The sequence below is a fragment of the Massilia sp. Masssp93 genome (genome assembly GCF_059491295.1).
Genome location: NZ_CP168502.1, coordinates 1,698,144 through 1,723,769, shown reverse-complemented (window position 1 = coordinate 1,723,769; position 25,626 = coordinate 1,698,144). Strand labels below are relative to the sequence as shown.

Annotated in this window: 18 protein-coding genes and 1 tRNA gene; 6 read left to right on the top strand and 13 right to left on the bottom strand. The window is 68.3% G+C overall.

All coding sequences use genetic code 11. The annotated features are described in order from the left end of the window. Positions 1-2: 2 nt before the first annotated feature. The 10 genes from ACEN9Q_RS07390 to ACEN9Q_RS07345 all read right to left on the bottom strand — a co-directional run bounded on the left by ACEN9Q_RS07390 (position 3) and on the right by ACEN9Q_RS07345 (position 13,033). Entirely contained in the window at positions 3-2,858 is a 2,856-nt protein-coding gene (locus tag ACEN9Q_RS07390; protein WP_495627872.1) for a TonB-dependent receptor, read from the bottom strand. Positions 2,859-2,969: 111 nt separating this feature from the next. Further along, entirely contained in the window at positions 2,970-3,929 is a 960-nt protein-coding gene (locus ACEN9Q_RS07385) for a carbohydrate kinase family protein (protein ID WP_495627871.1), read from the bottom strand. Next, the gene (locus tag ACEN9Q_RS07380; protein WP_495627870.1) at positions 3,926-5,041 is read right to left on the bottom strand and encodes an ABC transporter ATP-binding protein; all 1,116 of its coding nucleotides are present in this window, start codon (positions 5,039-5,041) and stop codon (positions 3,926-3,928) included. The genes ACEN9Q_RS07385 and ACEN9Q_RS07380 overlap by 4 nt, the downstream gene beginning before the upstream one ends. Beyond that, a complete protein-coding gene (locus ACEN9Q_RS07375) occupies positions 5,023-7,377 on the bottom strand; it encodes a GH32 C-terminal domain-containing protein (protein ID WP_495627869.1) in 2,355 nt (784 codons plus the stop codon). Before ACEN9Q_RS07375 ends, ACEN9Q_RS07380 begins: the two co-directional genes overlap by 19 nt. 61 nt (positions 7,378-7,438) lie before the next feature. After that, positions 7,439-8,416, bottom strand: coding sequence for a family 43 glycosylhydrolase (locus ACEN9Q_RS07370; RefSeq protein ID WP_495627868.1), 978 nt, complete (start codon positions 8,414-8,416; stop codon positions 7,439-7,441). Between the two features lie 11 nt (positions 8,417-8,427). Continuing rightward, positions 8,428-9,300: a carbohydrate ABC transporter permease gene (locus tag ACEN9Q_RS07365; RefSeq protein ID WP_495627867.1), complete on the bottom strand. Its 873-nt coding sequence runs from the start codon at positions 9,298-9,300 to the stop codon at positions 8,428-8,430. Then, complete coding sequence (locus tag ACEN9Q_RS07360; RefSeq protein ID WP_495627866.1) at positions 9,297-10,367, bottom strand: carbohydrate ABC transporter permease; 1,071 nt, start codon at positions 10,365-10,367, stop codon at positions 9,297-9,299. Before ACEN9Q_RS07360 ends, ACEN9Q_RS07365 begins: the two co-directional genes overlap by 4 nt. Next, positions 10,364-11,632: an extracellular solute-binding protein gene (locus tag ACEN9Q_RS07355; RefSeq protein WP_495627865.1), complete on the bottom strand. Its 1,269-nt coding sequence runs from the start codon at positions 11,630-11,632 to the stop codon at positions 10,364-10,366. Before ACEN9Q_RS07355 ends, ACEN9Q_RS07360 begins: the two co-directional genes overlap by 4 nt. Next, the gene (locus tag ACEN9Q_RS07350) at positions 11,632-12,657 is read right to left on the bottom strand and encodes a LacI family DNA-binding transcriptional regulator (RefSeq protein WP_495627864.1); all 1,026 of its coding nucleotides are present in this window, start codon (positions 12,655-12,657) and stop codon (positions 11,632-11,634) included. Before ACEN9Q_RS07350 ends, ACEN9Q_RS07355 begins: the two co-directional genes overlap by 1 nt. 305 nt (positions 12,658-12,962) lie before the next feature. Continuing rightward, positions 12,963-13,033: transfer RNA gene (locus tag ACEN9Q_RS07345), tRNA-Cys, on the bottom strand. 129 nt (positions 13,034-13,162) lie between these two features. Here ACEN9Q_RS07345 and ACEN9Q_RS07340 point away from each other — a divergent pair. Further along, on the top strand, positions 13,163-14,944 hold the full coding sequence (locus ACEN9Q_RS07340; protein WP_495627863.1) for a PHA/PHB synthase family protein: 1,782 nt from the start codon (positions 13,163-13,165) through the stop codon (positions 14,942-14,944). A gap of 93 nt (positions 14,945-15,037) precedes the next feature. On the opposite strand, the gene ACEN9Q_RS07335 is transcribed toward ACEN9Q_RS07340, so the two are convergent. Both ACEN9Q_RS07335 and ACEN9Q_RS07330 read right to left on the bottom strand, forming a co-directional pair. After that, complete coding sequence (locus tag ACEN9Q_RS07335; protein WP_495627862.1) at positions 15,038-16,090, bottom strand: TGL-type protein-glutamine gamma-glutamyltransferase; 1,053 nt, start codon at positions 16,088-16,090, stop codon at positions 15,038-15,040. 241 nt (positions 16,091-16,331) lie between these two features. Beyond that, a complete protein-coding gene (locus ACEN9Q_RS07330) occupies positions 16,332-16,982 on the bottom strand; it encodes an NUDIX hydrolase (RefSeq protein ID WP_495627861.1) in 651 nt (216 codons plus the stop codon). Positions 16,983-17,236: 254 nt separating this feature from the next. On the opposite strand from ACEN9Q_RS07330, the gene ACEN9Q_RS07325 reads away from it, so the two are divergent. The 5 genes from ACEN9Q_RS07325 to ACEN9Q_RS07305 all read left to right on the top strand — a co-directional run bounded on the left by ACEN9Q_RS07325 (position 17,237) and on the right by ACEN9Q_RS07305 (position 23,919). Continuing rightward, positions 17,237-18,478, top strand: coding sequence for a patatin-like phospholipase family protein (locus tag ACEN9Q_RS07325; RefSeq protein WP_495627860.1), 1,242 nt, complete (start codon positions 17,237-17,239; stop codon positions 18,476-18,478). Next, positions 18,462-19,244 (top strand): 3-hydroxybutyrate dehydrogenase, encoded by a 783-nt coding sequence (locus ACEN9Q_RS07320; RefSeq protein ID WP_056440831.1) that lies wholly within the window; start codon positions 18,462-18,464, stop codon positions 19,242-19,244. Before ACEN9Q_RS07325 ends, ACEN9Q_RS07320 begins: the two co-directional genes overlap by 17 nt. A gap of 102 nt (positions 19,245-19,346) precedes the next feature. Further along, on the top strand, positions 19,347-22,133 hold the full coding sequence (locus ACEN9Q_RS07315; protein WP_495627859.1) for a xanthine dehydrogenase family protein molybdopterin-binding subunit: 2,787 nt from the start codon (positions 19,347-19,349) through the stop codon (positions 22,131-22,133). Continuing rightward, positions 22,130-22,678 carry a (2Fe-2S)-binding protein gene (locus ACEN9Q_RS07310; protein ID WP_495627858.1) on the top strand — a complete coding sequence of 183 codons (549 nt, stop codon included), beginning with the start codon at positions 22,130-22,132 and terminating at the stop codon, positions 22,676-22,678. Before ACEN9Q_RS07315 ends, ACEN9Q_RS07310 begins: the two co-directional genes overlap by 4 nt. Then, positions 22,675-23,919: a c-type cytochrome gene (locus ACEN9Q_RS07305; RefSeq protein WP_495627857.1), complete on the top strand. Its 1,245-nt coding sequence runs from the start codon at positions 22,675-22,677 to the stop codon at positions 23,917-23,919. The genes ACEN9Q_RS07310 and ACEN9Q_RS07305 overlap by 4 nt, the downstream gene beginning before the upstream one ends. A 13-nt stretch (positions 23,920-23,932) precedes the next feature. Here the strand turns inward: ACEN9Q_RS07305 and ACEN9Q_RS07300 are convergent, their stop codons facing one another. After that, positions 23,933-25,621, bottom strand: a complete 1,689-nt coding sequence (locus ACEN9Q_RS07300) for a beta-N-acetylhexosaminidase (protein ID WP_495627856.1) — start codon at positions 25,619-25,621, stop codon at positions 23,933-23,935. Between the last annotated feature and the right edge of the window lie 5 nt (positions 25,622-25,626).

Here is a 25,626-nt window from a genome sequence, read left to right as displayed (position 1 = left end):
ATTCAGAAGCGGTACGTGATGCTGGCGCGGATCGTGCGGCCGAACAGCGGCCGTGCGATGCCCCGGTTGCGGGTGCCGTCCGGCGACAACAGGTCGGAGAACAGCGGATCGCCTTCCGTGAACGACAGCTGGTTGGTCAGGTTGGCCACGTGCAGCTGCGCCATCCAGCGCGACGAGAGCTGGTACTGCGCCCCCATGTTGATGATGTGGTAGGACGGCAGCAAGGTCACGTTGGTGTCGGTCGCTTCCGAGTAGCGGTCGCCGACGTACTGGTATTGCCCGTAGACGGTCAGCGGAATGCCGGTCGCCGCCAGCAGGTCGTACGACGGCTGGAAGTTGGCCATGATCTTGGCCAGGCGGCGCGGACGGCGGCCGTCTTCGCTGATCTGCACGTAGTGGTAACCCGTGATCACGCCTTGCGCGTCCTTGTCCTCCTGCGTGATCTGGTAGCGCGCGCCGTCGACCTTCGGATTCTGCGCCACGACGTTACCCTTCAGTTCCAGCCCGTCGATCATATGCGGACGGAAGGTCAGTTCGATCTCGGTGCCGACGTTGCGCACCCCGCGCTTGTACAACTGGGCCACGTCCGGGCACGAGTTGATCTGCGTGACCCCGCCGAGCGCGGAGCACGCCGGCGACTGGAAATCCTTGTAGACGTTGACGGCGCTGCGCGGCGAGAACTTGTTGTAGAACAGCGCGACGGACGCGCCGAACTCGCGCGTCAGGTAGCGCAGGCCGGTCTCGTACTGGCGGATATGCTCGACGGCGCTGAGCTCGACGGGTTTGCCGTTCGCCAGCACGGCGCCCGCGGTGCTCAGGTCATTCAGGTCGCCGAGGCTCGGCAGGCGGAACGAATACGACGCCAGTGCGTACACGGCCAGCGGCCGGATGATGCTGTAGTTACCGCCCAGCGACCAGCCCATGCCGTGATAGGTCTTGTTCAGCAGGTTCGGCTGCCCCGGGAACTGGATCTCGTTGTCCGCCGCCGTGTCCTGCGTCGAACCGACCACCACGTTCGCCGGCGTCAGGTCGGTCGTCGTATTGCGGTCGCGGCGGTCGACGTTGGCGCGCACGTCCTGCCAGCGCACGCCGGCATCGATCTTCAGCTTGCCCCGCAACGTTTCCCAGTGGTCGAGCAGGTAGGCCGCATGGCCGTCGGCCTTGATGTGGCTGACGAAGCCGAACCAGCCGGGCAGGATGGCGCCGCCCGTCGTCAGCGACGGTCCCACCTGGTTGCCGGCGGCGTCGACCACCGTCAGGTCGACCAGGCGCGAGCGCTCGGCGGTCTCGGACACCAGCAGCCCGGCCTGGAAGTTCGGATCGTAGGTGTAGTGGCTGCGGTACACGCCGAACGTGAGGTCGTGCGTACCGGCCGCCTTGAACGTCTTCTGCCCCTTCAGGTCGAGCACCGTGCTGGCGGCGTCGGTCTGGGCGATGAACGGCGTCAGGAAGTTCAGGTAAGCCGTCGGTGCCACGCGCGAACCGTCGTTCAGGTACGTGCCTGCCACGCCGACGCCCTTCGCGTACTTGGCCACGAAGTCCTCGCGGCTGATGTTGGCGAACTGCGCGCAGGCGCCGTTCGAGGGGACGTTGAAGTAGCCGATCAACTTGGCGTTACCCAGGTTGCAGCTCAAGGCCGCCGCGTGCGCCGGCGAGATCACGTCGTTCTGCAGCCGCGCGTTCAGGAAGGTCGCCGCCGTCGCCGTGTCGTTCCCCGTGAAGACGGAATTGAAGCCGCTGCTGCCGCCCGTGTGGCGCAGGCCGGCCGAGAGCTTCAGGCCCGATGCGAACTCGTGGTCCAGCTTCAGCGTGAACATCTTGAAGTCGGGATGGATGCCGTCGGCCTGGTCGATGGTGCGGGTGCCGTATTCGCCGATCATGCCGAAGCGGCGGTTGTAGGGCGAGGCGGTCGTCCCGTGCGCGAAGTCGATGCCCAGCGGCTGGATGGTGTCCTGGCTGAGCACCGTCGGATTGGCCGGCGTGCCGGACTGGGTGAAGCGCGGCACCGAGATCGGCAGGTTCTGGTAGAACGCCGTGCGGTCGTCGATCACGAGGGCGTCGAGGCGCGCGGTCGTCCTGCGGTCGTCGCTCGTGTAGACGAGGTTGCCGCGGATCTGGCCGCCGCGGTCCGCCGTATAGCCGGTGTCGCGGATGCCCTTGCTGCGGCGGTAGTAGCCGCCGACGGCGCCGGTCAGGTTCTTGTTCAGCGGGCCCGATACGAAGGCGTCCTGGCGGATGAAGCCGTAGTCCGCGTATTCGAGCTTGTAGCCGCCTTCGAGGTGGTCGCCGCCGGTGCGCGTGATGTGGTTGATGGTCGCGCCCAGGCCGTTCGAATACAGGATGCCGCCCGGACCGCCCTTGACCGCTTCCACGCTGTCGGTCATCAGGTCGTCGCGGACGAACACGTCGTTGTTCATGAACGGGGCTTCCGGTTCCTCGTACGCCGGCAGGCCGTCGATCAGCTGCGGCGCGAAACGGAATCCGCCGACCACGGGCAGGCCGCGCACCGTGATGTTGTTGCTGGCCTCGCCGGCCGTGCTGCCCTCGGCATAGATGCCCGGCAGGTTGCCCAGCAGGTCGGCCGTGCTCATCGGCGCCAGGCGCTGGATGTCCTCGGCGCTCAGCGTGTTGATCGAGAAGGTCGCGTTCTTCTTGGTCGTCGTCCGGGTCACGCCGGTCACGATGACGACGTTGTTCGGCTCGTCGGCGTTGGCCGCGGCTTGCGTGGCTTGCGTGGCGGCGGCCGGGGGCTGCTCCGCCGGCGCGCCGGCCTGCTGCTGGGCGAACGCGAGCGCGGGTGCCAGCGCGATGGCGAGGGCGGCCGAGCGGCCGATATAGGGGGTGAGCGAGTAGCGCATACGTACGAATCTCCTGTAGTTGATATTGACTTCTTTCACTTCGTTTTTCCAGCCGCCGGTCTCGTAAACCGGATGTCCATCGTTGTCATTTCTTGTGAAAAAATAGACGGATCAGGGTTGCGGCATGGCCAGCGCCTCCGCGCCGGCCAGCTCGCTGGTGTAAGGGAGGTCGGCGCCCCGGCGCGAACAGGTGATGGCCGCCGCGCGTGCCGCGAAGCGCAACGCCTCCACCAGTTCGTCGCGGCCGAGGTCTTCCACCGCGCGCCGCGTGAGGCAGCCGGCGCGCTGGAGCCAGGCCAGCAGGCCGGCCTGGAAGGTGTCGCCCGCGCCGACCGTGTCCACGACGGCGACCGGCACGGCCGGCAACTCCACCGCCGCCAGCGTGCGCGTGGCCGCGACGACGCCGCGCTCGCCCCGCGTGACGGCCACGAGGGCCACGCCGGCATCCAGCGCCTCGGCGATGAACGTGTCGATGCGGCGGCCCGGATACAGCGCGTGGATGTCCTCCTCGCTGACCTTCAGCACGTCGGTCCGGCGCATCATCCAGCACAGCGTCTCGCGCCAGACGTCGGCGCGCGGCTCGATCGTCAGGCGCACGTTCGGGTCGTACACGATCAGGCTGCGGCCATGCTGGCGCTCGACGAGCGCGCGCAGCGTGGACGCCACCGGCTCGACGACCATGCAGTACGAGCCCACGTGCACGGCCTGCGCGTCGGCGGGCACCCGCTCCAGGTCGGCGAGGCGCACGGCGCGCTCCGCGGTGCCGCTGCCGTAGAACGTGTAGACCGGCACGCCGCCGGCGTCGACGCTCACCATCACGAGCGCGGTCGGGGCGTCGGGCCGCGGCGCCGCGGACAGGTCCACGCCCTCGGCCTGCAGCGCCGCGTACAGCTTGCGCCCGAACACGTCGTGCGACAGGCCGCCGAAGAACCGTGCGGCGCCGCCCAGCCGCGCCACGCCGGTCGCCAGGTTGAACGGCGAACCGCCCTGGCATGCCGCCAGGTCGATGGCGGCTGCCCTCTCGTGCGTCGCGAACACATCGAACAACGCTTCCCCACAAACGACGATCATGCTGCCTCCGAAATAATGTTGATTTGATTGCCGGCCGGCGCCGGCTGCCGCGGTTCGATCCGTACGCCGTCCGCACCGAACACGTGCAGCGCGCCCGCCGCGTGCGTGACGGCCCAGGCGCTGCCGGGTGCCGGCGGCGCGTCCTTGATCGAGACGACGAGCGGCCGGGACAGCCCCGCCACGTCCAGGTGCACGTGCGACTCGGCGCCGAGCCGCTCGACGAGAGCGACGGTGCCGCGGATCGCCCCGCCGGCATCCGGCACCAGGTGCTCCGGACGCAGGCCCACCGTCACCGTGCTGCCGCATGCGCCCGCGTTTTCCCAGTCCAGCGGCACGTCGCCCAGCGCGAGCCGGCCGTGCGCGTCGACCGCGCCCTCGACGAGGTTCATCTTCGGCATGCCGATGAAGCCGGCCACGAACACGTTCGCAGGACGCTCGTACAACGCCATCGGCGCGCCGATCTGCTGCACGCCCATCGGCCCCAGCACGACGATGCGGTCGGCCAGCGTCATCGCTTCGACCTGGTCGTGGGTCACGTACACCATCGTCGCCCCCAGCTGCTTGTGCAGGCGGGCGATCTCGGCGCGCATGTCGGCGCGCAGCGCTGCGTCCAGGTTCGACAGCGGTTCGTCGAACAGGAAAGCGCGCGGCTTGCGCACGATGGCGCGGCCGATCGCTACGCGCTGGCGCTGCCCGCCCGACAATTGCGGCGGCTTGCGGTCCAGCAGGTGCTCGAGCTGCAGCATGCGCGCGACCGTGTGCACGGATGTGTGGATGTCCTTCTTCGGCACCCGCGCCAGGCGCAGGCCGAAGGCGATGTTCTCGAACACGCTCATGTGCGCATACAGCGCATAGCTCTGGAACACCATCGCGAGGCCGCGCCGGGCCGGCGGCGTCTCGTTGACGCGCACGCCGTCGAGGCGGATCTCGCCGCCGCTCGCCTCTTCCAGTCCCGCGATCATGCGCAGGACGGTCGATTTGCCGCACCCGGACGGCCCGACCAGCACGACGAATTCGCCGTCCGCGACCGCGAACGAGATGTCCTGCAGGACCGGGCTGGCGCTCTTGCCCGCGTAGGTCTTGCCCACGCCGTTCAACGCGATGGATGCCATGCCGCAGCCTCCGCATCCAGCGCGCCCATGCGCCATACCTTGAGCCTCACGACGCGGTCGCCAGCCGCCGCGATCAAGCCCAGTCCCGTCGCATCCGGCCGCGACGGATACATGCGGCTCGTGATGCTCTTGCGTTCGTCGAGGTAGGCTTCCACCATCGAACGGTCCAGGAATACACGCAGGCGCAGGTTCCCGCCGCGCGGATCGAATACGCCGCCCTGCACGCCGCGCGAACGCGCGTCCGGATCGAGGGTCGTGTGCGTGCGGTCGATCTCGAAGCGCTTGCGCGCGGCGTCGACGACGAGGTCCGTGTGCTCGGCGCCGTCGGGCGTCTTGCGCACGACCAGCCCGCGGCGCGCATCGTTGCCCGGTGCCGGCTTCACTTCCAGCTCCACCTCCAGCAGATCGCCTTCGACCCCGGCCAGCCGGGCCGCGGCGGCGGCGGGCGTCACGTCGGCCAGATCGAGCAACAGGTCCCGGCGCAGGCTTTTGAGTTCGTCGATGGGCGCCAGCCGCAGGTCGCCGTCCGGGCCGAGCGCGAGCGTGACGGGCAGGCCGGCATTGTGGGCCCAGCCGCTCGCCCATTCGTCGCGCGCGCTGCGTTCGCCCTGGGCGATCGAAAAGACGATGGTGCGTCCCGTCTTCGGATCGACGAAGCCGCTGGGACCGGAAAAATGGTGGTCGCCCAGGTCGAACACGCGCGGCGCCTCGCTGTCCGGGACGAAGCGCGCGTTGGCGCGATCGAACACGCCGATCCAGTAATACGCCTGCGCCCCCACGTCCGTCAGGAACACGTGGCGCGGCCGGCCATCGCCGCCCTTCCCGATCGGCAGCAGCACGGGCAGTTCGAACGTCTTGTCGAAGCCCGGATAGCGCTGCGCATCGAGCGTGAACAGCGGGCCGCGGTAGCGCCAGTGCACGAGGTCGGACGATTCGTGGACGAGCGCCGTGCCGCTGCCGCCGGGCACCCGCGACGCCACGAGCTCGAACCAGCGGTCGCCGGCGTCGTCGCGGAACACGAACGGGTCGCGGAAATCGCCCGTATGGCCCGGCCCCGGCTGCTGTTCGGTCACCGGCACGGGATACCTGGTCCAGCGCCGCAGGTTCGGATCGGACGGGTCCGCCGGCCGCGCGAGCCCGACGCGCTCGTGGCTGGGCGCCTTGTCGTTTCCCGCCGTGAAGAACAGCACCGGCGTGCCGTCCTTCGCGTGCGTGGCGCTGCCGGACCAGATGCCGTCCGGCGCCAGGCCGTCGTCTTCCGGCGCCAGCGCGATCGGGAGCTCGCGCCAGTGCACCATGTCCGGGCTGACCCAGTGCCCCCAATGGATCTGGTGCCAGAACGGGCCGAACGGATTCTTCTGGAAGAACAGGTGGTAGCGGCCGTCCTGGTAGAACGGCGCATGCGGTTCGTTCATCCAGCCGGCATCCGGCATCGCGTGATATTGCGGGCGATGGCGGTCCCCGGCGAAGGTGCTCGCGGCGATCGTGACGTCGGCCTGCGCCAGCGCCGGCGCCTTGCCGCCATGCGCCGCCAGGTCGGCGCGCACGCGACGGGCCACGTCGTCGCCCGTCGCGGCGCCCGCCGTGATGCGGACGTCGTCCATCAGGCCGAGGAAGGTATTCAGCTGGAACGTGCCGGCCACCGTGCGCGGCTGCGAGTAGCGGCCGATCGTCAGCGCGCGCGGCGGCAGCGCGAAACCGCCTTCCGCCGGACCGGTGCCGGATGCGACCTGCTCGCCGTCGAGGAACAGCCGGACCGTCCGGCCGTGCGGATCGTAGCTGGCCGCCACGTGCGACCACGTGTCCTTCGGCAGCTTGCGGTCATCGACGCGCAGGTCGAACACGGCGCCGCCGAAGCCCAGCTTGATGCCCCACGTGCCGAAGCGGTACATGCCGAAGGCGACGCCGGTTCGAGTGGCTTCGTCGAACTGGCTCAGGAAAGCGGAGTACTGGCCGCCGTCGCCCCATTCGAACGCATGCGGCGCGACCCACGCGCTCATCGTCCAGCCGGCACCGAGCTGCGCGGCCGTCAGGGCGGGTGCCGTGATGTCCGTCGAATACCCGTCGAACAGCAGGCAGCCGCCCTTGATGCACGCGGCGGCCGGGCGCCACTGCGGATCGGAATCCGGCTTGAAGCGCGCATGGTTGAAGACGTAGGCCACGGCGTCGTGGCGGCCCGACACCGCTTCGTGGGCGCCGCTGCCGTGCCGGTCGTCGAGCGTCCAGGCGGCGATGTCGGCGCCCGCCGCGGCGCGGCCCGACACGAGCAGCGCCAGCAGCATCGCGGGGGCCACGCTGCGCCGCCACGTCCGGCTTGTCTGGTTGAAGGGAATCACGGTGTCTCCTTGATCGTTGTGCGGACCGGTCGTCGCGCCGGCTAGCCGTTGTCCATCGTTGTCATTCGAGGGTCGAAAAATCGTCCCGCCGGTAGCGGCCGTGTTCGAGGCGCAGCGGGATCGGATCGCTGATCTGGCCGACGAACGCGCCGTCCGCGCCGGTATCGAGGAAGGCCATCAGGCAATCCGCGCCCGTCAGCGGGTCGTGCAGGATCTTGCCGGCGTAGCGCTTGCACGGGACGTCGCCGTCCAGGAATCCTTCGGCCGGACGCCAGGGACCGAGCGGATGGTCGGCCACGAGGTAGTGCGTGCCGGAGACGCCGCCGTCCAGGCGCGCGCGCTGCGCCTCGGACCAGTGCTCGCGCACATTGCAGAAGGTGCAGAACCACTGGCCGCCGCGCTCGAACACCTGCGGCACTTCCAGCTGGCCGTAATGGCCGCCTTCGTACACGGGCGCCGTCGCTTCCCAGTGCACGAGGTCGGGCGAGACGGCGTGGCCGATCACGCCGCGTTCGTACTTCGGTCCGTCGTTGCGGCGCGCCGTGAAGAACATGTGGTACATCCCGTCGATCCTGTGCGGCAGCACCCACGGGTCGCGCAGGGCGCGGTCGTGCCAGCGGCCTTCCGCGTGTTCTTCGTAGAAGCGTTCGTCGAGGTCGAGCGCGAGGCCGGCGCCGACGCGGGTAAAAGGACCGTCGAGGCTGTCCGCCGTCGCGTGGCCGATGCGCTGGCGCAGGCCGTTCTCGGCACGGCACGTGCCCGTGTAGAACAGGTGGTAGCGGCCTTCGGCATGGATCACGGAGCCGGTCCACGTCGTGAAATCGTCCCACGCGGGTTGCGCGGACGGCCCGAACACGGTGCCGCGGTAATCCCAGTGGCGCAGGTCGCGCGACACGGCGTGGCCGATGGAGACGTTCCAGTGGCGCAGGTTCGGGTCGCCGATGGCGCGGTCGGCCTGCAGCATGAACAGGTGCTGCTCGCCGCCTTGCGCGACGTGCCAGAAGTCCCAGATGTATTTGTCGTCGAGTTTGAGTGTCATGATGATTGGGTTTAACCTTTGATGCCGGCGCCCGCGACCGAGGCGACGAACTGCCGTTGAAAGGCCAGGAACACGGCGAGCACGGGAAGCGTGACCACGGACGCATACGCCATGATCTGGCCCCAGGAATTGGAACGCCCGAAGAACTGCTGGATGCCCGGCTGCACGGGACGCGCCGCTTCGCCCTGCACGACCATGATCGGCCACAGGTACTGGTTCCACGCGGCGATGAAGAGCACGATGGCGGCCGTCGCGATCACGGGGCGGCTGTTGGGCAGGATGATGCGGAAGAACAGGGTCCAGGGTCCGGCGCCGTCCATCTTGGCCGCCTCGTCCAGTTCGCGCGGGATGTCGCGGAAAAACTGGTAGAACAGGAAGACGCAAAAGGCATTGGCGAGGAACGGGATGATCTGCACGTGCAGGCTGTTGAACCAGCCCGCGTGCCACGTCAGCGCGCCCTGCTCCAGGCCCGGCCACGGCAGGCGCGCGACCAGCGACAGCAGCGGAATCGCGATGACTTCGAACGGGATGATCATCAGCGCCACGACCACGGCCAGGACCGCGCGGCGGCCGCGCCAGCGCATGCGGCTCAGGGAAAACGCGAGCATGCTGTTGACCAGCACACCGCCCACGACGACGCACGCCGCGATGACGGTCGAATTCAGCAGGAACAGCGGCAGGTTGCTGCGCTCGAAGATGGCCGCATAATTGGCCGTCGACCATCCCTCATCCGGCACGAAGGCCGACCAGCTGGTGAGGTTGGCGAAGATGGCGTCGTCGCGCTTGAACGACGACGCGAACATGAACAGCAGCGGCGCCGCGAACACGACCCCGAGCAGGCACATGGCGACGAACAGCAGCAGCGTGCGGACCGGGCGCTTCATTCGTCCGCCCCTTTCGCGACGAGCACCCGCTGCAGCACGGAGACCAGCAGCACGATACCGAAGAAGACCATGGTGATCGTCGAGCCGTAGCCGATGTCCTGCTGGCGGAAGCCCGTGCGCACCGCGTGGTACACGACGGTCGTCGTCGAGTCGAGCGGTCCGCCCTGCGTCATCACGTCGACCTGGGTGAACAGCCCGAACGCCATCAGCATCGTCGACACGACCACGAAGATGATCGTGTTGCGCAGCCCCGGCAGCGTGACGTGCACGAAGCGCTGCCACGCATTCGCGCCCATCAGCGTCGCCGCTTCGTACAGCTCGGGCGAGATCGACTGCAGGCCGGCCAGGAACACGAGCATCTGGAATCCGGCGCCCTGCCAGGCCGACATGATGGCGATGGCGGGCAGCGCGTAGCGGCTCTCGCCCAGCCAGTCCGGTCCGACGTTCGGGTCGCCCGTCACGGCGCGCAGCAATTCGTTGATCATGCCGCGGTCGGTATTCAGCATGAACGACCAGACGATGGACGCCACCACCATCGACGTGACGACGGGCGCGAAGTACACGGTGCGGAAAAAGATGCGGCCGCCGATGCGCTGGTTCACGAGCAGCGCCAGGCCGAGCGCGACGCCGCATTGCAGCGGCAGCACCAGCAGCGCGAACAGGAAGGTGTTGATGAGGGAGCGATAGAACAGCGGGTCGGTCGCCGCAAGCACGAACCTGCGTGCGCCCGCCTGGAACTGCCAGGCCGGCCGGTAATCCGCCAGCCCCGGCCGCGCGCGGCGCACCTGGCGCCACGTCGGGAAGCGCACGCCCTCCTCGTCGCGCAGCACCGCGCCGGCGGGATCGCGCAGGGGCCCGACCTCGACCACCTGCAGCGCCAGCAGGCGCTCGTAGTTCTCCAGGCCGATGTAGCGGGTCGGTTCCGGCGACACGAGCCGGTGATTGGTCAACGTGGCCCCGAGCGCGAGCAGCAGCGGCAGCAGGATGAAGACGCCGAACAGCAGCAGCGCCGGGCCGGCGAAGGCGGCGATCGCCCACGGATTGTCGCGGCCGAGCAGCGTCTTCATTGGCGGGCCGCCGTGTTGGGCCGGGCAAAACCGTAGCCGTCGTTGCGGGCGATATCGTGTTCGATCGTCTCGACCGCCTCGTCCATCGCCTCGGCCGCATCCTTGCCGGCGCGGAGGTCCGCCATGGCTTTTTCGAACGCCGCCGAGATCGCGGGATAGGCCGGCGTCGCGGGCCGCGGCAGCGCATAGCGCGTGGCGAAGTCGAAATAGATGCGCCAGTCGCCGCCCGGCCGGTAGTGCTTCGTCAACGCCGCGGCGTCCGCCGTGACGGGCACCAGGCCGGTCATGCGCGAGAACTCGGCCATCTCCGGCGCGGACAGCACGTGCGTGAGGAACGCCGCGGCGCCCGCCGGGTAAGGACAGCTGCTCGATACCGCCCATTGCCACGACGCGGCGCCGACCCGGGGCCCATGGCCGAAATCGGGCGGCGGCATCACGACGAGATCGTCGCCGAAGCGTTCGCTGTAGTCGCGCGCCTTCCACGACCCGGTGTACTGGATCAGCGAGCGCCCCTGTTCGAAGCCCTTCTCGTCGGCGGGATTGCGTTCGGCGAGGCGGTCCTTGAACAGGCGCGCGTAGTAGCGGGCGACACCCACGGCGGCATCGCTGTTGAGCACACCGTCGACGCGCAGGTAGTCAGTGCGATCGATCAGGTCCGCCCCGGCGCTCTCGAGCCACGGGGAATAAGCGTAGCTGACCCATTCGCCGTGCGCCTTGCCGTTCAAGTCGATCGGATAGCGGTAATGGCCGGACTGCTTGACCTTGCGGAGGATGTCATACAGCTCGCGCGCCGAGTACGGATGCTCGATCGTCGCGACGCGGACACCTTCGGCCGCCAGCTTCGACCGGCGCGCGAACATGGCCAGCACGACGTCGAACTGGCCCACGCTGTAGAGCCTTCCCTGGTACGTCCCGCGCCCGCCCGGCAGCAGCGGCCGCACCACCGACGCCGGCAGCAGCCCGTCGAGGGGGCGGATGTTGCCGGCCCAGGCGAAGTTCGGCACCGCGGGCTGGTCGATCGTCATCACGCAGGGCAGATGGCCGACGAGGGACGCCGCCGTGATCGATTCCGTGTACGTGCCTTGCGGGATCGCCTCCACGACGACCTTCCACTTGTCCTGGGAACGGTTGAACCGGTCGACCATGTTCCGGCTCGCGACCATCTCCGCGTCGCCGGTATCGTGGCGCCACACGGTGATCTCGACGGGCGCCGCCAGCGCGCGCGCGGCCACCATGGCGAGGACCGGAAGCAGCGCCCGTTTCATCACTTGCCCGCCTTCCCTGCCCGCGGCGCCGTCACGGTGCCGCGCATCACCGCACGGCACGGCACGCGCACGATGCCCGGTTCCTGATCCTTGCCGAGCGCCCGGCGCGCCGCCAGCGCGCCGATTTCGCGGTATGGCAGGGTGATGGTCGTCAGGCCGGGATCGGACGCTTCCGAGAGCAGGCGGAAGTCGTCGAAGCCGACGACCGACACGTCTTCCGGCACCCGCAGGCCGCGCCGCTGCAGCAGGAAGATCACGCGGATCGCCATCTTGTCGTTACCGCACAGGATGGCGGTGGGACGATCGGCGCCCGCGAACAGGCCTTCGATCGTCGTTTTCAATTGCGCGAATTCGTCGTCGCTGTCGGGCGTGGCGCCGTGCAGCAGCCAGGCCTCGTTCGGCCGCACGCCGTGGTCCTGCATGGCGCGGCGAAAACCGTGCAGGCGCAGGCGGGTCGCGACCATGCCGTCGATCAGCTGCAGGAACGCGATCTTGCGGTGCCCGGCCTGCAGCACGGTCTCGGCCGCCGCATAGCCGCCGCCCTCGTCGTCCGGTATGACTTCCGCGAACCGGGACGTCTCCTCGAAGCAGTTCGCGAGCACCGCCGGCGTCTGGCCCAGCGTCTCGTTCAGGGTCACCGGACGATGGAAGGTCGTGGCGAAGATGATCGCCTCGACGCGGTGGGTGCGCATGTCGGCCACCAGGCGGCTGGCGACATGCGCCTGCCCGCCCGTCTCGCCGATGAGGAGCATCTTGCCCAGGTCCTCGCACACGGACTGGATGCCCTTGATGATCTCGGACGAGTCGGGTGTGGTGGTGAGCTTGTCCGCGATGACGGCCACGAGGTCGGTCGGGCGCCCGCGCAACATGCGCGCGGCGGCCGACGGCGCGAAATCGAGCGCCTGCATGGCGTGCTCGATCCGCTTGCGCGTTTTTTCCGACACGCTGTTCGCGTCGTTCAGCACGCGCGACACGGTCTTGATCGATACGCCGGCTTTTTCGGCGACATCGTGAATGGTCGACACCTCGTCTCCTCTGTGGCCCGATGGGCCTTCGAATGCGGCGCACTCAACCGCGGCCGCTTCGCGCCACAGCAAAATGTCCATCGTTGTCATTTAACGGGATGCTATCGGCTTTTTTCGCTGTGGTCAACATTTTTGCGGGACCCGGGCGAAGGACTGTCGGGTTGTTGCTGTGCGGCCGGCGGGATTCCGGGGTGTCGGATCGTGCGAGGCCTGGATGTCTCGCACGTGATCGAAAAGCGCCGCGGGCCTCGTGAGCGACGCGGTCCCGTTCGTAGCGGATGTCAGGCACGCAGAGGGAAATCGTGAGGCGAGGACGTGAGTCGAACACGTCTGAACGGCTTTGCAAGCCGTCGCATAACCGCTTTGCTACCTCGCCGAAAAAGATGGTACGTGTATCGCTGCGTTCCTGCCTGCGCTGCATCAAACAATCTCACGCCCGCGCACGGCACCAAGCGGCGGAATCCCGGTCAAACGGTCATGTACCTTCGAAAGGAACCCGCACGCCATGAACATTCTGTCCGAGATCCCGCCGAGCGAGCAGCGGCGCGAAGCCAGCACGTGGCAGGGCGGGCCGCGGCCGCGCTATCCCGAGGCCAGCGTCGAGCACGCCCACGTCGACCTGGCGCTGAACGCCGCGCTGGGCCGCGTGACCGGCTACGTCTCGCCGGCCGCGCTGGCCGGCGCCTGGTTCGACTGGGCCAGCCACCTGCTGCTGTCGCCCGCCAAGCAGATGGAGCTGGGCGTGCAGGCCGTGAACAACATGCAGCGCTGGCTGCAATACAGCGCCAGCGCCATGTTCGGCACGCCGGCCGAGCCCGTGCAGCCGCTGGCGCAGGACAAGCGCTTCAACGATCCGCTGTGGCATGCGTGGCCCTGGAACCAGCTCAGCCAGGGCTTCCTGCTGTCGCAACAATGGTGGCACCGCGCCACCAGCGACGTGCGCGGCGTGTCGTCGCACCATGGCGACGTCGTCACCTTCGTCGCCCGGCAGTTGCTGGACGGCGTCGCGCCGTCGAACTTCATCGCCACCAATCCGGTGGCGCAGCAGGTCACGTTCGCCAGCGGCGGCCAGAACCTCGTGCATGGCCTGGCCCGCGCGGGCACCGACACGCGCCGCGCGCTGGCCGGTACGACGGCGCCCGTCAGCTACCGTCCCGGACGGGACGTCGCCGTCACGCCCGGCAAGGTTGTCATGGAAAACCACCTCGTCGAACTGCTGCGCTACGATCCCGTGACGCCGCAGGTCCACGCCGTGCCACTGCTGATCGTGCCGGCCTGGATCATGAAGTACTACATCCTCGACCTCTCCCCGCAGAACTCGCTCGTCCGCTACCTCGTCGAGCACGGCCATACGGTCTACATGATTTCCTGGAAGAATCCGCAGGCCGACGACCGCGACCTGTCGCTGGAGGATTACCGCCGCCACGGCGTGATGGAGGCGCTGGCCACGGTCGCGCGCGAGACCGGCGCGCCCCAGGTCAACGCGTGCGGCTATTGCCTGGGCGGCACGCTGCTGGCGATCGCCGCGGCGGCGATGGCGCGCGACGGCGACGAGCGGCTGGCCAGCATGACGCTGCTGGCGGCCCAGGTCGACTTCACGGAGCCGGGCGAGCTGTCGCTGTTCATCGACGAGAGCCAGGTCAGCTTTCTCGAAGCCGTGATGTGGCAGCAGGGCTATCTGGACACGCGCCAGATGGCCGGCGCCTTCCAGCTGCTGCGCTCGAACGACCTGATCTGGTCGCGCCGCCTGCGCCACTACCTGCTCGACATTCCCGACAAGGACAACGACCTGGCCTCGTGGAATGCGGACGCGACCCGCATGCCCTTCCGCATGCATTCCCAATACCTGCGCAACCTGTTTTTGCAGAACAGCCTGGCCAGCGCGCGCTACCTCGTCGATGGGCGCCCCATATCGCTGACCGACATCCACGTCCCCATCCTCGCGGTCGGCACCATGACGGACCACGTGGCGCCGTGGCGTTCCGTCTACAAGATCATTCCGCTGAGCGACACGCAGGTGACGTTCCTGCTGACCTCGGGCGGCCACAACGCCGGAGTCGTATCGCCGCCGGGCAAGCTGGGCCGCAGCTACCAGATGAGTACGCACGAACACGACGGTCCCTATGTCGATCCCGACAGCTGGCAATCCGAAACCCGTGTACGTGAAGGCAGCTGGTGGCCGGCCTGGGAACACTGGCTGGCGCGGCTCGCCGGTCCGTGGGTGGCGCCGCCGCCCGAAGGCCGCAGCCTGCGCGACGCCCCTGGCCACTATGTGCTGCAGCCATGAGCCTGGCCGACGCGCACATCGGCTGCGCACCCCGCCGCGGCGCGCGTCCGGCCATCGGCGCCCTTCCTGCCATGGACGCGGGCCGGACGGGCGTCAGTCCGGCAAGGCGATGCTTGCCGTTCCCGGACAGACATTGCGCGCAAATTCGCGCGAAAAATCGATGCAGCCGCCGTCCGCATAAATGCCGCGGCCATCGCGCAGGCGCGACATGCGCGCGACGACCGTTGCCAGCGCGGCAGGGTTGGCCGCCGTTTCCGCGACCTTCGCGTCGACGATCGCCTCGTTCATGCGCAGGTCGCCCTCCGCATCGACATAGGTGCCGTGGCGCCAGTGATACATTTCGAGGCACTTGGCGACCAGGCTGTAGGGCCGGTCGCGCTGCCAGAAATTGCTGAACAGGCCATTGCCGAGGTAAATGACCCACGAACCTTCATAGCCCGACGCATCGGACGACAGCGCATCCGGATTCCGGAACCACACGCGATCGCCCGGCACGTAATAGCGCGGCGGCAGCGGCGCTTCGAGGGAGCCGTATTCGACCAAAAAGACGTCGTGGAAGGCGCCCGACTGGATGGCACTCGTCTCCCACTGGCGCTGCAGGGCGGCCAGCAGCGGCGGGTTGACCCGTTCGAGTTCGCGGGCGATCCCGAGCAGCATCACGTACTCGCTCGCGCGGTAGCAGGAAAACGCGTACATCTGTCCATTGCCCGCGTCCGGCTGGGTGGCGAGCGTGAGCGCCTCGATCAACGGCTGTCCGGGCAGGATCGTGAAACCGCGGTCCTCGTCATACGTCCAGTGGCTCTGCGGGCGGTTCGCTTCGGCCGTACCGAACGCGAGCTGGGTGGCGCGCGCCGCGACGACGATGTTGCGGCGGATCGCGGCGGCGGACAGGAACTCGGCGGCGCTCGCAAAGCGCAGCGTGCGCGGCGCGGCGAGCAGCGCCAGCACGATTTCGCGTTCGAGGTGGACGAGGTTCGCGGCCGTGTCGAGGCCGAGGTCGCGGCACAGGTTCAGCGTGTCGCCATCGTCGACGAGGGCGTGCGCGGCCTCCGTCGACAACGCGAATCCGCGGCCGGGCCCGGTGGGGGCGAGATAAGGCAGTAAAGCGAGCTCATCCAGCTTGTCCAGTACCTGGCGGCGCTGCACGGGATCATCCGGGATGAGGTCAAGGCCACCTGTTTGCGGCGGGGCAAGTTCCGGGAACGCGGCTAACTTCACGGTGCAACGGCCTCTAAAAAAGATGAGAGAAAGGGCAAGAAATGCTTCCGATACGCAACAATCACGGTACGCCGCGAAACTGAGGCGAAAATTAAGATGTCCACCGCGAACATTACAATTTGGAAAGGCTGAGCTTGTCTTGCGGCTCCCTCATCACTTTTGACCTAACTCAAACGCACCGGCTTCCCTCCCCGAGCAGCGCGTCCAGCACGGCGCGATCCGTGTCACGGTTCAGCAACAGGCGCGCCTGCGCCGGCGTGACGAGGTGGACTGCCTGCGATTCCCACCCCATCTGCGCCGGGTGGCCGCCGATCCGGCGCGCGACGTAGAAGCGCGTGAACGTCTGCGTGCGGGAAAAGTCGCCGAGCCAGGCCGTCAGTTCCACGTGCAGGCCGGATTCTTCCCAGACCTCGCGGATGGCGGTCGCCTGCAGTGTCAGCCCCGGTTCGACGCGCCCCTTGGGAAACGTGGCCGTGTAGCCGCCGAACGCGTTCGACGGCGCCACGAGCCAGAGCCGGCCGTCCGCCTCGCGCACGACGGCGCCGGCCGCCGCGTGCTTGCCAGTCGGCAGCACGAAGGGCGGCTCGTCGAACGCCGGCGCGGCGCCCGCGCGGCGGCATGCGTCGTCGACGGTCGCCCGCGCGCACGGGGCCAGCGGCACGCCGCCCACCATGCCGGCGCACACGCTGCCGGGCACGAAGGTCAGCGCGGCCTGCGGATCGGCCAGGCCGTCGAGGTTCGCTTCGCACGACGGCGCGTGCAGGCGCACCTTGCGGCCGTCGTCGTCCGGTTGCGGATGCCAGGTCCAGGTCTCGTTCATGTCCGTGTCGAGCGTCGTTGCGATGGCGCCGACTATAGCAGCGCGGCCGCGTAAACATGGCGTGCATCATCCAAACGAACGGCGGCCTCGTCCGCAATCGGCCAGAATGGCGGACGAGGCGACGCGATGCACGCGCTACCGCCGTTGCCTCGCCCTTCATATTGACATAGCGAGGAATGAATTGCGCCAGCCACCGATCCGATCCGCCGAACCCGGCGCCACACGAACAATCTCCCCCATGCCGGTGTCCGGGCGTGAATAAGCGCGACGAAAGCGTGCTGCACGAGGGCACGCGCGCGCCCGCCGAAACGCGCAAAGCCTGCGCCACCGAATTCGACAGCATCGCCCTCGTGCTGCAGGGCGGCGGCGCGCTCGGCGCCTACCAGGCCGGCGTGTACGAGCGCCTGCTGGAAGCGGGCGTCGAGCCCACGTGGGTGTCCGGTATTTCGATCGGCGCCATCAACAGTGCGATCATCGCCGGCAATGCGCGCCAGGACCGCGTGCCCCGGCTGCGCGAATTCTGGGAACTGGTCAGCGGGGGCGGCGACGCCATCGTCGGCGATACGTGGACCGGCGTGCCGCTCGTCGACACGCTGCATGCCTGGGTCAACCAGCTCGCGGCGGGCCGCGTGCTCGTGCAGGGCGTGCCCGGCTTCTTCGAGCCGCGCCTGCCGCCGCCGTTCCTGACGTGGCCCGGCGCCGGCGCGACCAGTTTCTACGACACGGCGCCGCTGCGCGCGACGCTGGAACGCCTCGTCGACTTCGACCGCATCAACGCGCGCGAGACGCGCCTGTCGATCGGCGCCGTCAACGTCAGGACCGGCAACTTCGCCTACTTCGACAACGCGAGCGACCGCATCGGCCCCGAACACGTGATGGCCAGCGGCGCGCTGCCGCCCGGCTTCGACGCGGTCGAGATCGACGGCGAGCGCTATTGGGACGGCGGCATGGTGTCGAACACGCCGCTCGACTGGGTGCTGTCGGCGCGCTCGCGCCTGCACACGCTCGTGTTCCAGGTGGACCTGTGGAGCGCGCGCGGCGACGTGCCGAACGATCTCGCCGGCGTCGCCACGCGCATGAAGGAGATCCAGTATTCGAGCCGCACGCGCAACGCCACCGACGCGTTCCGCCGCACCGAGAAGCTGCGCACGGCGTTCAACGAACTGCTTGCGCAGATGCCGCCGGCGCTCGCCGCCACGCCGCAGGCGAAGCTGCTGGCGGCAGCGTCCGACCGTGCGCTCTACAACATCGTCGAACTGGTGTACCGCTCGCCCACCTACGAAGGCCAGTACAAGGACTTCGAATTCTCGCGCCGGACCATGACGGAACACTGGCAGGCCGGCTACGCGGACGCCACGAAGACGCTGGCCCACGAGGAAATCTTCAGCCTGCCGCGCCTCGAGGACAATCCAGCCGTCCACGATTTCCTGACGGCGCCCAGCCACCCCATCCCCCTACCCTCTTCCGACAAGGACAACCATGAACATGCAGGATAAAGTCGCCGTCGTCACCGGCGCCGCCAGCGGCATCGGCAAGGAAATCGCCAGGACCTATTTCGACCACGGCGCGAAGGTCGCCATCGCCGATCTCAATCTCGCCGCCGCGCAGGCCGTGGCGCGCGAATTCGATCCGTCCGGCGCGCGCGTCGTCGCCGTCGCGATGGACGTGACCAACGAAGAGCAGGTCGACGCCGGCATCGCCCTCGTGGCCGACAAGCTGGGCGGCATCGACGTGCTGGTGTCGAACGCCGGCATCCAGATCGTCGCGCCGGTCGACGAATTCAAGTTCTCGGACTGGAAGAAGATGCTCGCGATCCACCTCGACGGCGCCTTCCTCACGACGCGCGCCTGCCTGAAGCGGATGTATGCGCAGGGCCGCGGCGGCACCGTCATCTACATGGGGTCCGTGCACTCGAAGGAAGCGTCCGTGTTGAAAGCGCCGTACGTCACGGCCAAGCATGGCCTCGTCGGGCTGGCCAAGGTCGTCGCCAAGGAAGGCGCGGCCCACGGCGTGCGCGCCAACGTGATCTGCCCCGGCTTCGTGCGCACGCCGCTGGTCGAAAAGCAGATCCCGGAGCAGGCGAAGGAACTCGGGATCAGCGAAGACGACGTCGTGAAAAAGGTGATGCTGAAGGAGACGGTCGACGGCGAATTCACGACCGTCGAGGATGTCGCGCACACGGCGCTGTTCCTCGCGACCTTCCCGTCGAACGCGCTGACGGGCCAGTCCATCGTCGTCAGCCACGGGTGGTTCATGCAATGACCGCATCAGCCGTGCGCCCGTTCAAATTCGTTGTGAATATACTTTTTACCAAAACGAGTTACCCAGAAAAAACGAGTTGGCATTCCTGGCGGGCGCGCGGTCATGGATAATGGTGTTCGGTCTTCCCGTAGAAAATTCATCAAGTTCACCGTGATCTCCGGCGTCGGCGTCTGGCTGGCGCCGTTGCACGGCGATGCCCTCTCCGCGCTGTTCGAGGAAAACATCCTCACGCCGGTGAAGCCGGCTGGCGCCGCCGGTCCGGCACGTTTCCGGATCGACGGCACGGCAAAGGTGACGGGCAAGAAGGTATTTGCCTACGATATCCGCGCGCGCAACATGCCGCACTGGCCGCAACAGCAGGCCCACGCGTTCTTCGTGCGCGCCACGCGTACCGATCGCCTGTTCACCGGCATCGATCTCGCCCTGCTCGACCCCGACCTCAAGCCGGACCGCGTCGTGACCGCGGAAGATCTCGCGCGCGACGGCTTGCGCTTTCCCGACTTTTACGGCGACGACATGCTGCTCCCGGCGGGCAAGCAGCCGGCCTATCTGGGCCATGCGGTCGCGATCCTGATCTATCACGATTTCAACCGTTTTCGCTTCGCCAAGAACAAGGTGCAATTCCAGGACCGGGTCGTCGTGTACGGCGATCCGGTCGCGCCGCAGCAGCGCGACCCGTGGGGCGCATTCCGTTATGTGCGCGTGGGCGGCAGCACGCCCTACGACGACGACGCATTTTCCAGTCTCAAGAACAGCCCGCTTTTCCCCTCCGAAAAAAAGGTGCCGCGCAAGACCGATGTGACCCTGAAGGACCAGGGGCCGGACGGCATTGCCTACGGCGAGCGGATCTCGCAGGAACTGGCGGCGCCGCCGGACGACTGGCTGATCCTGAAACGCGACTACTTTTCGCAGTCGACCGATACGTCCGCCCTCGAACCGGACAACGCCAACGGCTGGTACGACGCCGCGACGCAATCGCTGCATCTCGTGCTGGCCACGCAGTCCCCGCAGGAAGTGATGACTGCGGCCGTCGAGATGGTGAAAAAAAGCCGGTTTCCGCTCAAGCAACTGTTCATCCATCCCTGCTACACGGTCGGCTATGGTTCCAAGGACCATTGCAACGTACCGTTTTACGGCCTGGTCGCGGCATTGTACGGCGACGGCAACCCGGTCCGTTTCGCCAACGACCGCTTCGAGCATTTTCAAACGGCGCTCAAGCGGCACAGCTTCAGGATGCATTACGAGATCGCCGTCGACCGCAAAACGGGCCTGTTCCAGACCCTCAGGACGGATTTCGAAGCCAACGGCGGCGGGCGCGCGAATTTCTCGCCATCGGTCGCCATGGTCGCCGCGACCGCCGCGCAATCGATCTATTATTTCCCGAAAAACGACTGCACGACGACGGCCGTCTACTCGCGCGCCGTCGACGCCGGCTCGGCGCGCGGCTACGGCACGCTGCAAAGCATGAATGCGACCGAAATGGCGGTCGACGAAATCGCCCAGATGCTGGGCATCGACGCGATCGAGCTGCGCCTGAAGAACGTGCTGAAATCGGGCATGAAGAACACGCAGGGCGCCGTTCCCGCGGGCGCCGTGCGTGCCGACGAGGTGCTGGAACGGGCGCGCCTGCATCCGCTGTGGACCGAACGGGCGAAGCGCAAGCAGGCCTACGAGCTCGCCCATCCGGGCCAGCGCTACGGCGTCGGTTTCGCGTGCGTGCAAAAAGATTTCGGCACCGGCGCCGAAGCGATCTTCGCGCGCGTGGAATTGTCGCCCGAAGGACGCATCGCGCTGCATCACGTCGGCGTCGACATCGGCACCGGCATGGCGACGTCCCAGGCCGTCGTGTGCGCGCGCTGGCTGGGGCGGCCGGCAGACAGCGTGCGCACGGCCGTCACCGAGTGGGACGAGCTGCCGCTGACGACCAGCGGCGACACCTACCTGATCAAGCAGGCGGAACAGGACAAGTTCGCCAGGGACCCGATGTGGACGCCCGCGGCCGTGTCGCCGTCCAGCGCATCGAACTCGGCGTACTTCTTCTCGCACGGCACGAGCGAGACGGCCAGGGTCGTGTTCGAACACGGGATCTGGCCGGCCGCGCTGGCCATCTGGTCGGGCGGCTACGCCGGCGGGCAGGCGGCGTCGTACGTCGTGCGGCGCGAGGATGCGCGCTGGGAAAACGGCAAGCTCACCGCCAACGGCATGGCACCGTTGTCGCTGGAGCAGCTGGCCAACAAGGCGCACGAACTCCAGCTGGTGACGGCCGCCGTCGGCCACGCGTTCAACCGCTGGCAATGGGCCGAGGCGGATTTCGACGTGCATGGGGAGACCGTGCGCCGTCCGCTCGACGGCCTCGCGGTGCGCTACGGCGGCGCCGACACATTCACCGTCATCGGGCGGCGCAACGTCTTCTTTCCGGCCGCGCAGCGCAACAACGCCGGCGTGACCTATTACAGCGCGATCGGCACGCTCGTCGAGCTCGCGGTCGGCCGGTCCGACGGCGCGATCGAACTGCTGTCGCATCATTCGATCATGGAATGCGGCAACCAGATCGTGCCGCAACTGGTGTCCGGCCAGCTGCAGGGCGGACTGGCGATGGGCATCGGCCACGCGCTGCACGAATACCTGCCGCTGTACGAGGACGGTCCCGGCAACGGCACCTGGAATTTCAACCGCTACCACCTGCCGCGCGCGAGCGACGTCGCGGTGTGGAAGCAGTCCGGCGAGGTCCTGCCGCCCCTGTCGGCAACCGACCCGTCGAAAGGCATCGCGGAAGTGGTCATGATTCCCGTCGTCGCGGCCATCGCGAACGGGATCGCACATGCGGTCGGCCACCGGTTCACGGAACTGCCCATCACGGCGGAGAAGATTCAAGGAGTACTGTCATGAGCCTGACCATGCGGCCACTCGCGCTGACGATCAACGGCAAGGCGTTCGGACCGGTCGACGTGCCCGAAGGCCTGATGATGGTGGACTTCCTGCACGAGTATGCCGATCTGACCGGGTCGCGTTTCGGCTGCGGCATCGGCGTCTGCCATGCCTGCGTCGTGATCCTGGACGGCGCCGGGGGCAGCGAGGAAATCCGCACCTGCATCACCGGCGCGCATTTCTTCAACGGCAAGACCATCCGCACGGTGGAAGGCCATGCCAGATACGACGAGCATGGCGAGGCCGTCGAACTGTCGCCCATCCAGCAGAAATTCCTCGAACACTACAGCTTCCAGTGCGGCTACTGCACGCCCGGTTTCGTCAACGGCGCGACGGTGCTGGTCGAACGGCTCAAGCGCGAACCGGTCGCGCGCGACCAGGTCGAACAGACCATCTCGGCCGCGCTGAACCCGCACATCTGCCGCTGTACCGGCTATGTGCGCTATTACGAAGCCGTGAAGGATGTGATCCTGTCGACGCCCGGCCTGGTGAAGGCCGGATCATGAAGACAGTGCGCACGACGGCGGCGCTCTGCCTCGCGGCGCTCGCCGCGGCGGCATGCGGCCGGCAGCCCGACCGCGCGCCGGCCGCCGCCACGGCCGCCAGCGCCGCCACGCCCGCGCAGCTCGGCCGGGGCAAATACCTGGCCGCGGCGGCGGACTGCGTCGCCTGCCATACCGCGCCGGGCGGGGAGCCGTTCGCCGGCGGCGTACCGCTGAAGACGAATTTCGGCACCATCTACGGCACCAACATCACGCCCGATCCCGACACCGGCATCGGGCGCTGGAGCAGCGACGATTTTTACCAGGCGCTGACCGCGGGCAAATCGCCGCACGGCCACCTGTATCCCGCGATGCCCTACACGTCGTACCGGGGCATGGCGCGCGCCGACAGCGACGCCATCTACGGCTACCTGATGCACCTGGCGCCCGTCAAACTGGCCAACCGGCAGAACGACCTGCACTTTCCGTTCAACCTGCGCTTCGGGCTCGTGTTCTGGAACATGCTGTTCCTGAAGGACACTCTGCCCGCCAGTTCGCACGGCCAGTCGGCGGACTGGGTGCGCGGGCGCTACCTGGCGAACGTCCTCGGCCACTGCAACGAATGCCATACGCCGCGCGGCAGGCTGGGACAACTGGATCTCGACCGGCCGCTCGCCGGCTTCGCGCTGACGCGCTGGTTCTCGTCGAACATCACCCCGGCCGCCCTGGCGGAACGGGGCTGGACCGCCGGCGGCCTGCAGGCTTTCCTGAAGACGGGCGTGGCGCCGCAGGGTTCCGCGTTCGGCGACATGTATGAAGTCGTCAACCTGAGCACGCGCCACCTGGACGATGCCGACATCAAGGCGCTGACCGTCTACCTGCTGGGCGAGCCGCCCCCCGCCGCGCCGGCGCGCCGCCAGGCCGCCGTGGACCAGGGCAAGGTCGATGCCGGGCGCCGCATCTACCTGAACGTGTGCGCCGGCTGCCATGCCGTCGACGGCGCGGGCAGGCCGCACACGGCCGTGGCCATGCGCGGCAATACGACCGTGCGCGAGGCGAATGCGCACAACCTCATCGTCACCATCCTCGACGGCCTGCCGGAACAAAAACTGGGCGGACTGGAAAACATGCAGCCGATGCCCGGTTTCGCGCAGGGCATGAGCGACGCCGACGTGGCCGCCCTCGTCAACTACCTGCGCGCCACCTGGGGCGACCTGCCCGCCGACGTCACGCCGGACCGGGTCGCGGTGCTGCGCCACCCCTGACGCGCGGGGCCCGTCAGCGCGGGCCGCGCGGCCCATCCAGCGGGCGGTAGTTCACGTCCTGCGCCTGCAGCCGGTCCAGCGCGGCCGGCATCGCCCGTTCGAAGCGGCCGTAGTCCTTGCGCGACGGCGGCGTCCACAAGCCTTCCGCCAGCGCCAGCAGGCGCGGCCAGGCCATGTATTCGACGTCGCGCGGCGTCGCCATGTACTCCGTCCACAACTGCGCCTGGCTGCCCAGCACGTGGTTCGCCTCTCCCGGCGGCAGCGCGGCGGGCAGCGGGTCGTACGCGTACACGCGCGCGAGCGTCGTCACGTCGCGCACGCCCATCGGCTCGCGGAAGCCCGGGCTGCCCGGCGCGGCCTGGTAAAAATCGAAATAGGTCTCGCGCTCCGGCGTCATCACGACGTCGTGCCCGGCATCGGCCGCCTTGATGCCGCCCGCCTCGCCGTGCCAGCTCATCACCGTGGCACCCGGTGCGAGGCCGCCGTCGAGGATCTCGTCCCAGCCGACCAGGCGGCGCCCGTGCTGCGCCAGATAGGCATCCATGCGGCCGATGAACCAGCTCTGCAAGCCATGCAGGGCCGGATGCGTGGCCGGCCGGCCCTGCGCGTCGCGGTAGTCCTGCAGGTCGCTCAAGGTGGCCGTCGCGGGCACGAGCCCCACCTGCTTCATGCGCGCCAGCGCGGCCGGCGAATGCGCCCATTCCGTCTTCGGGCATTCGTCTCCGCCCACGTGCACATACGGTCCCGGAAACAGGTCCATCACCTCGTCCAGCACGTTCTGCAGGAAGGCGATGGTGCCGTCCTCCACGTTGAACACCTGCGGGATGACGCCCCAGTCGCGGCCCACTTCCAGCTGGCGGCCGGGGTTGTTGCCCAGCGCCGGATACGCGGCGATGGCGGCCAGCGCGTGGCCCGGCATTTCGATTTCGGGCACGATCGTCACGTGGCGCGCGGCCGCCCACGCGACCACTTCGCGGATGTCGTCCTGCGTATAAAAGCCGCCGTGCGGCGTGCCGTCGTAGCGTGGGGGCGCGTACGCGACCATGCTCTCGCGCCGCCACGCGCCGACCTGGGTCAGGCGCGGATAGCGCTTGATCTCGATGCGCCAGCCCTGGTCGTCCGTCAGGTGCCAGTGGAAGACGTTCATCTTGTGCTGGGCCAGCAGCTCGATGTGCTTCATGACGAAAGCCTTGGGCATGAAGTGGCGCGCGACGTCCAGGTGGCTGCCGCGCCACGAGAACCGCGGCGCGTCCTCGACGGCCACGGCCGGCAGCGCCCACGTGCGCCGCACCGGCGCCTGCCGGTAGATATCCGCCGGCAGCATCTGGCGCAAGGTCTGGATGCCGTAGAACAGGCCGGCGGGCTGCGCGGCCGAGATGGTCACGCCGCCGGCGTCGCTCACGAGGCGGTAGCCTTCGCTGCCCGTATCGGCTTTCGGATCGAGGCGCAGGCGGATCGCGTTCGCGCCGTCGTGCGCGCCGACGGGCAGATCGAAGCCGGTGGCCGGGCGCAGGTAGTCGCGCAGCATCGCCGCCTCGGGCAGCGCCGCGCCGCTCGCGACGATGCGGGTCGCCGGCGTCAGCACGTAGTCGCCGCTCCCGCGCTGCAGGTGCGCAGGACGCGGCACGATGTCCGGTGCCGCATCCTGCCCGTGCGCGGCGCCGGTCAGGCAACAAAAGGACAGGACGACGAACATGCGCATGCCAG

Excerpts from the sequence above, each read along its gene's own strand:
- ACEN9Q_RS07390 (WP_495627872.1), bottom strand. The coding sequence starts at position 2,858 with ATGCGCTACTCGCTCACCCCCTATATCGGCCGCTCGGCCGCCCTCGCC.
- ACEN9Q_RS07385 (WP_495627871.1), bottom strand. The coding sequence starts at position 3,929 with ATGATCGTCGTTTGTGGGGAAGCGTTGTTCGATGTGTTCGCGACGCAC.
- ACEN9Q_RS07380 (WP_495627870.1), bottom strand. The coding sequence starts at position 5,041 with ATGGCATCCATCGCGTTGAACGGCGTGGGCAAGACCTACGCGGGCAAG.
- ACEN9Q_RS07370 (WP_495627868.1), bottom strand. The coding sequence starts at position 8,416 with ATGACACTCAAACTCGACGACAAATACATCTGGGACTTCTGGCACGTC.
- ACEN9Q_RS07365 (WP_495627867.1), bottom strand. The coding sequence starts at position 9,300 with ATGAAGCGCCCGGTCCGCACGCTGCTGCTGTTCGTCGCCATGTGCCTG.
- ACEN9Q_RS07360 (WP_495627866.1), bottom strand. The coding sequence starts at position 10,367 with ATGAAGACGCTGCTCGGCCGCGACAATCCGTGGGCGATCGCCGCCTTC.
- ACEN9Q_RS07355 (WP_495627865.1), bottom strand. The coding sequence starts at position 11,632 with ATGAAACGGGCGCTGCTTCCGGTCCTCGCCATGGTGGCCGCGCGCGCG.
- ACEN9Q_RS07340 (WP_495627863.1), top strand. The coding sequence starts at position 13,163 with ATGAACATTCTGTCCGAGATCCCGCCGAGCGAGCAGCGGCGCGAAGCC.
- ACEN9Q_RS07330 (WP_495627861.1), bottom strand. The coding sequence starts at position 16,982 with ATGAACGAGACCTGGACCTGGCATCCGCAACCGGACGACGACGGCCGC.
- ACEN9Q_RS07320 (WP_056440831.1), top strand. The coding sequence starts at position 18,462 with ATGAACATGCAGGATAAAGTCGCCGTCGTCACCGGCGCCGCCAGCGGC.
- ACEN9Q_RS07315 (WP_495627859.1), top strand. The coding sequence starts at position 19,347 with ATGGATAATGGTGTTCGGTCTTCCCGTAGAAAATTCATCAAGTTCACC.
- ACEN9Q_RS07310 (WP_495627858.1), top strand. The coding sequence starts at position 22,130 with ATGAGCCTGACCATGCGGCCACTCGCGCTGACGATCAACGGCAAGGCG.
- ACEN9Q_RS07305 (WP_495627857.1), top strand. The coding sequence starts at position 22,675 with ATGAAGACAGTGCGCACGACGGCGGCGCTCTGCCTCGCGGCGCTCGCC.
- ACEN9Q_RS07300 (WP_495627856.1), bottom strand. The coding sequence starts at position 25,621 with ATGCGCATGTTCGTCGTCCTGTCCTTTTGTTGCCTGACCGGCGCCGCG.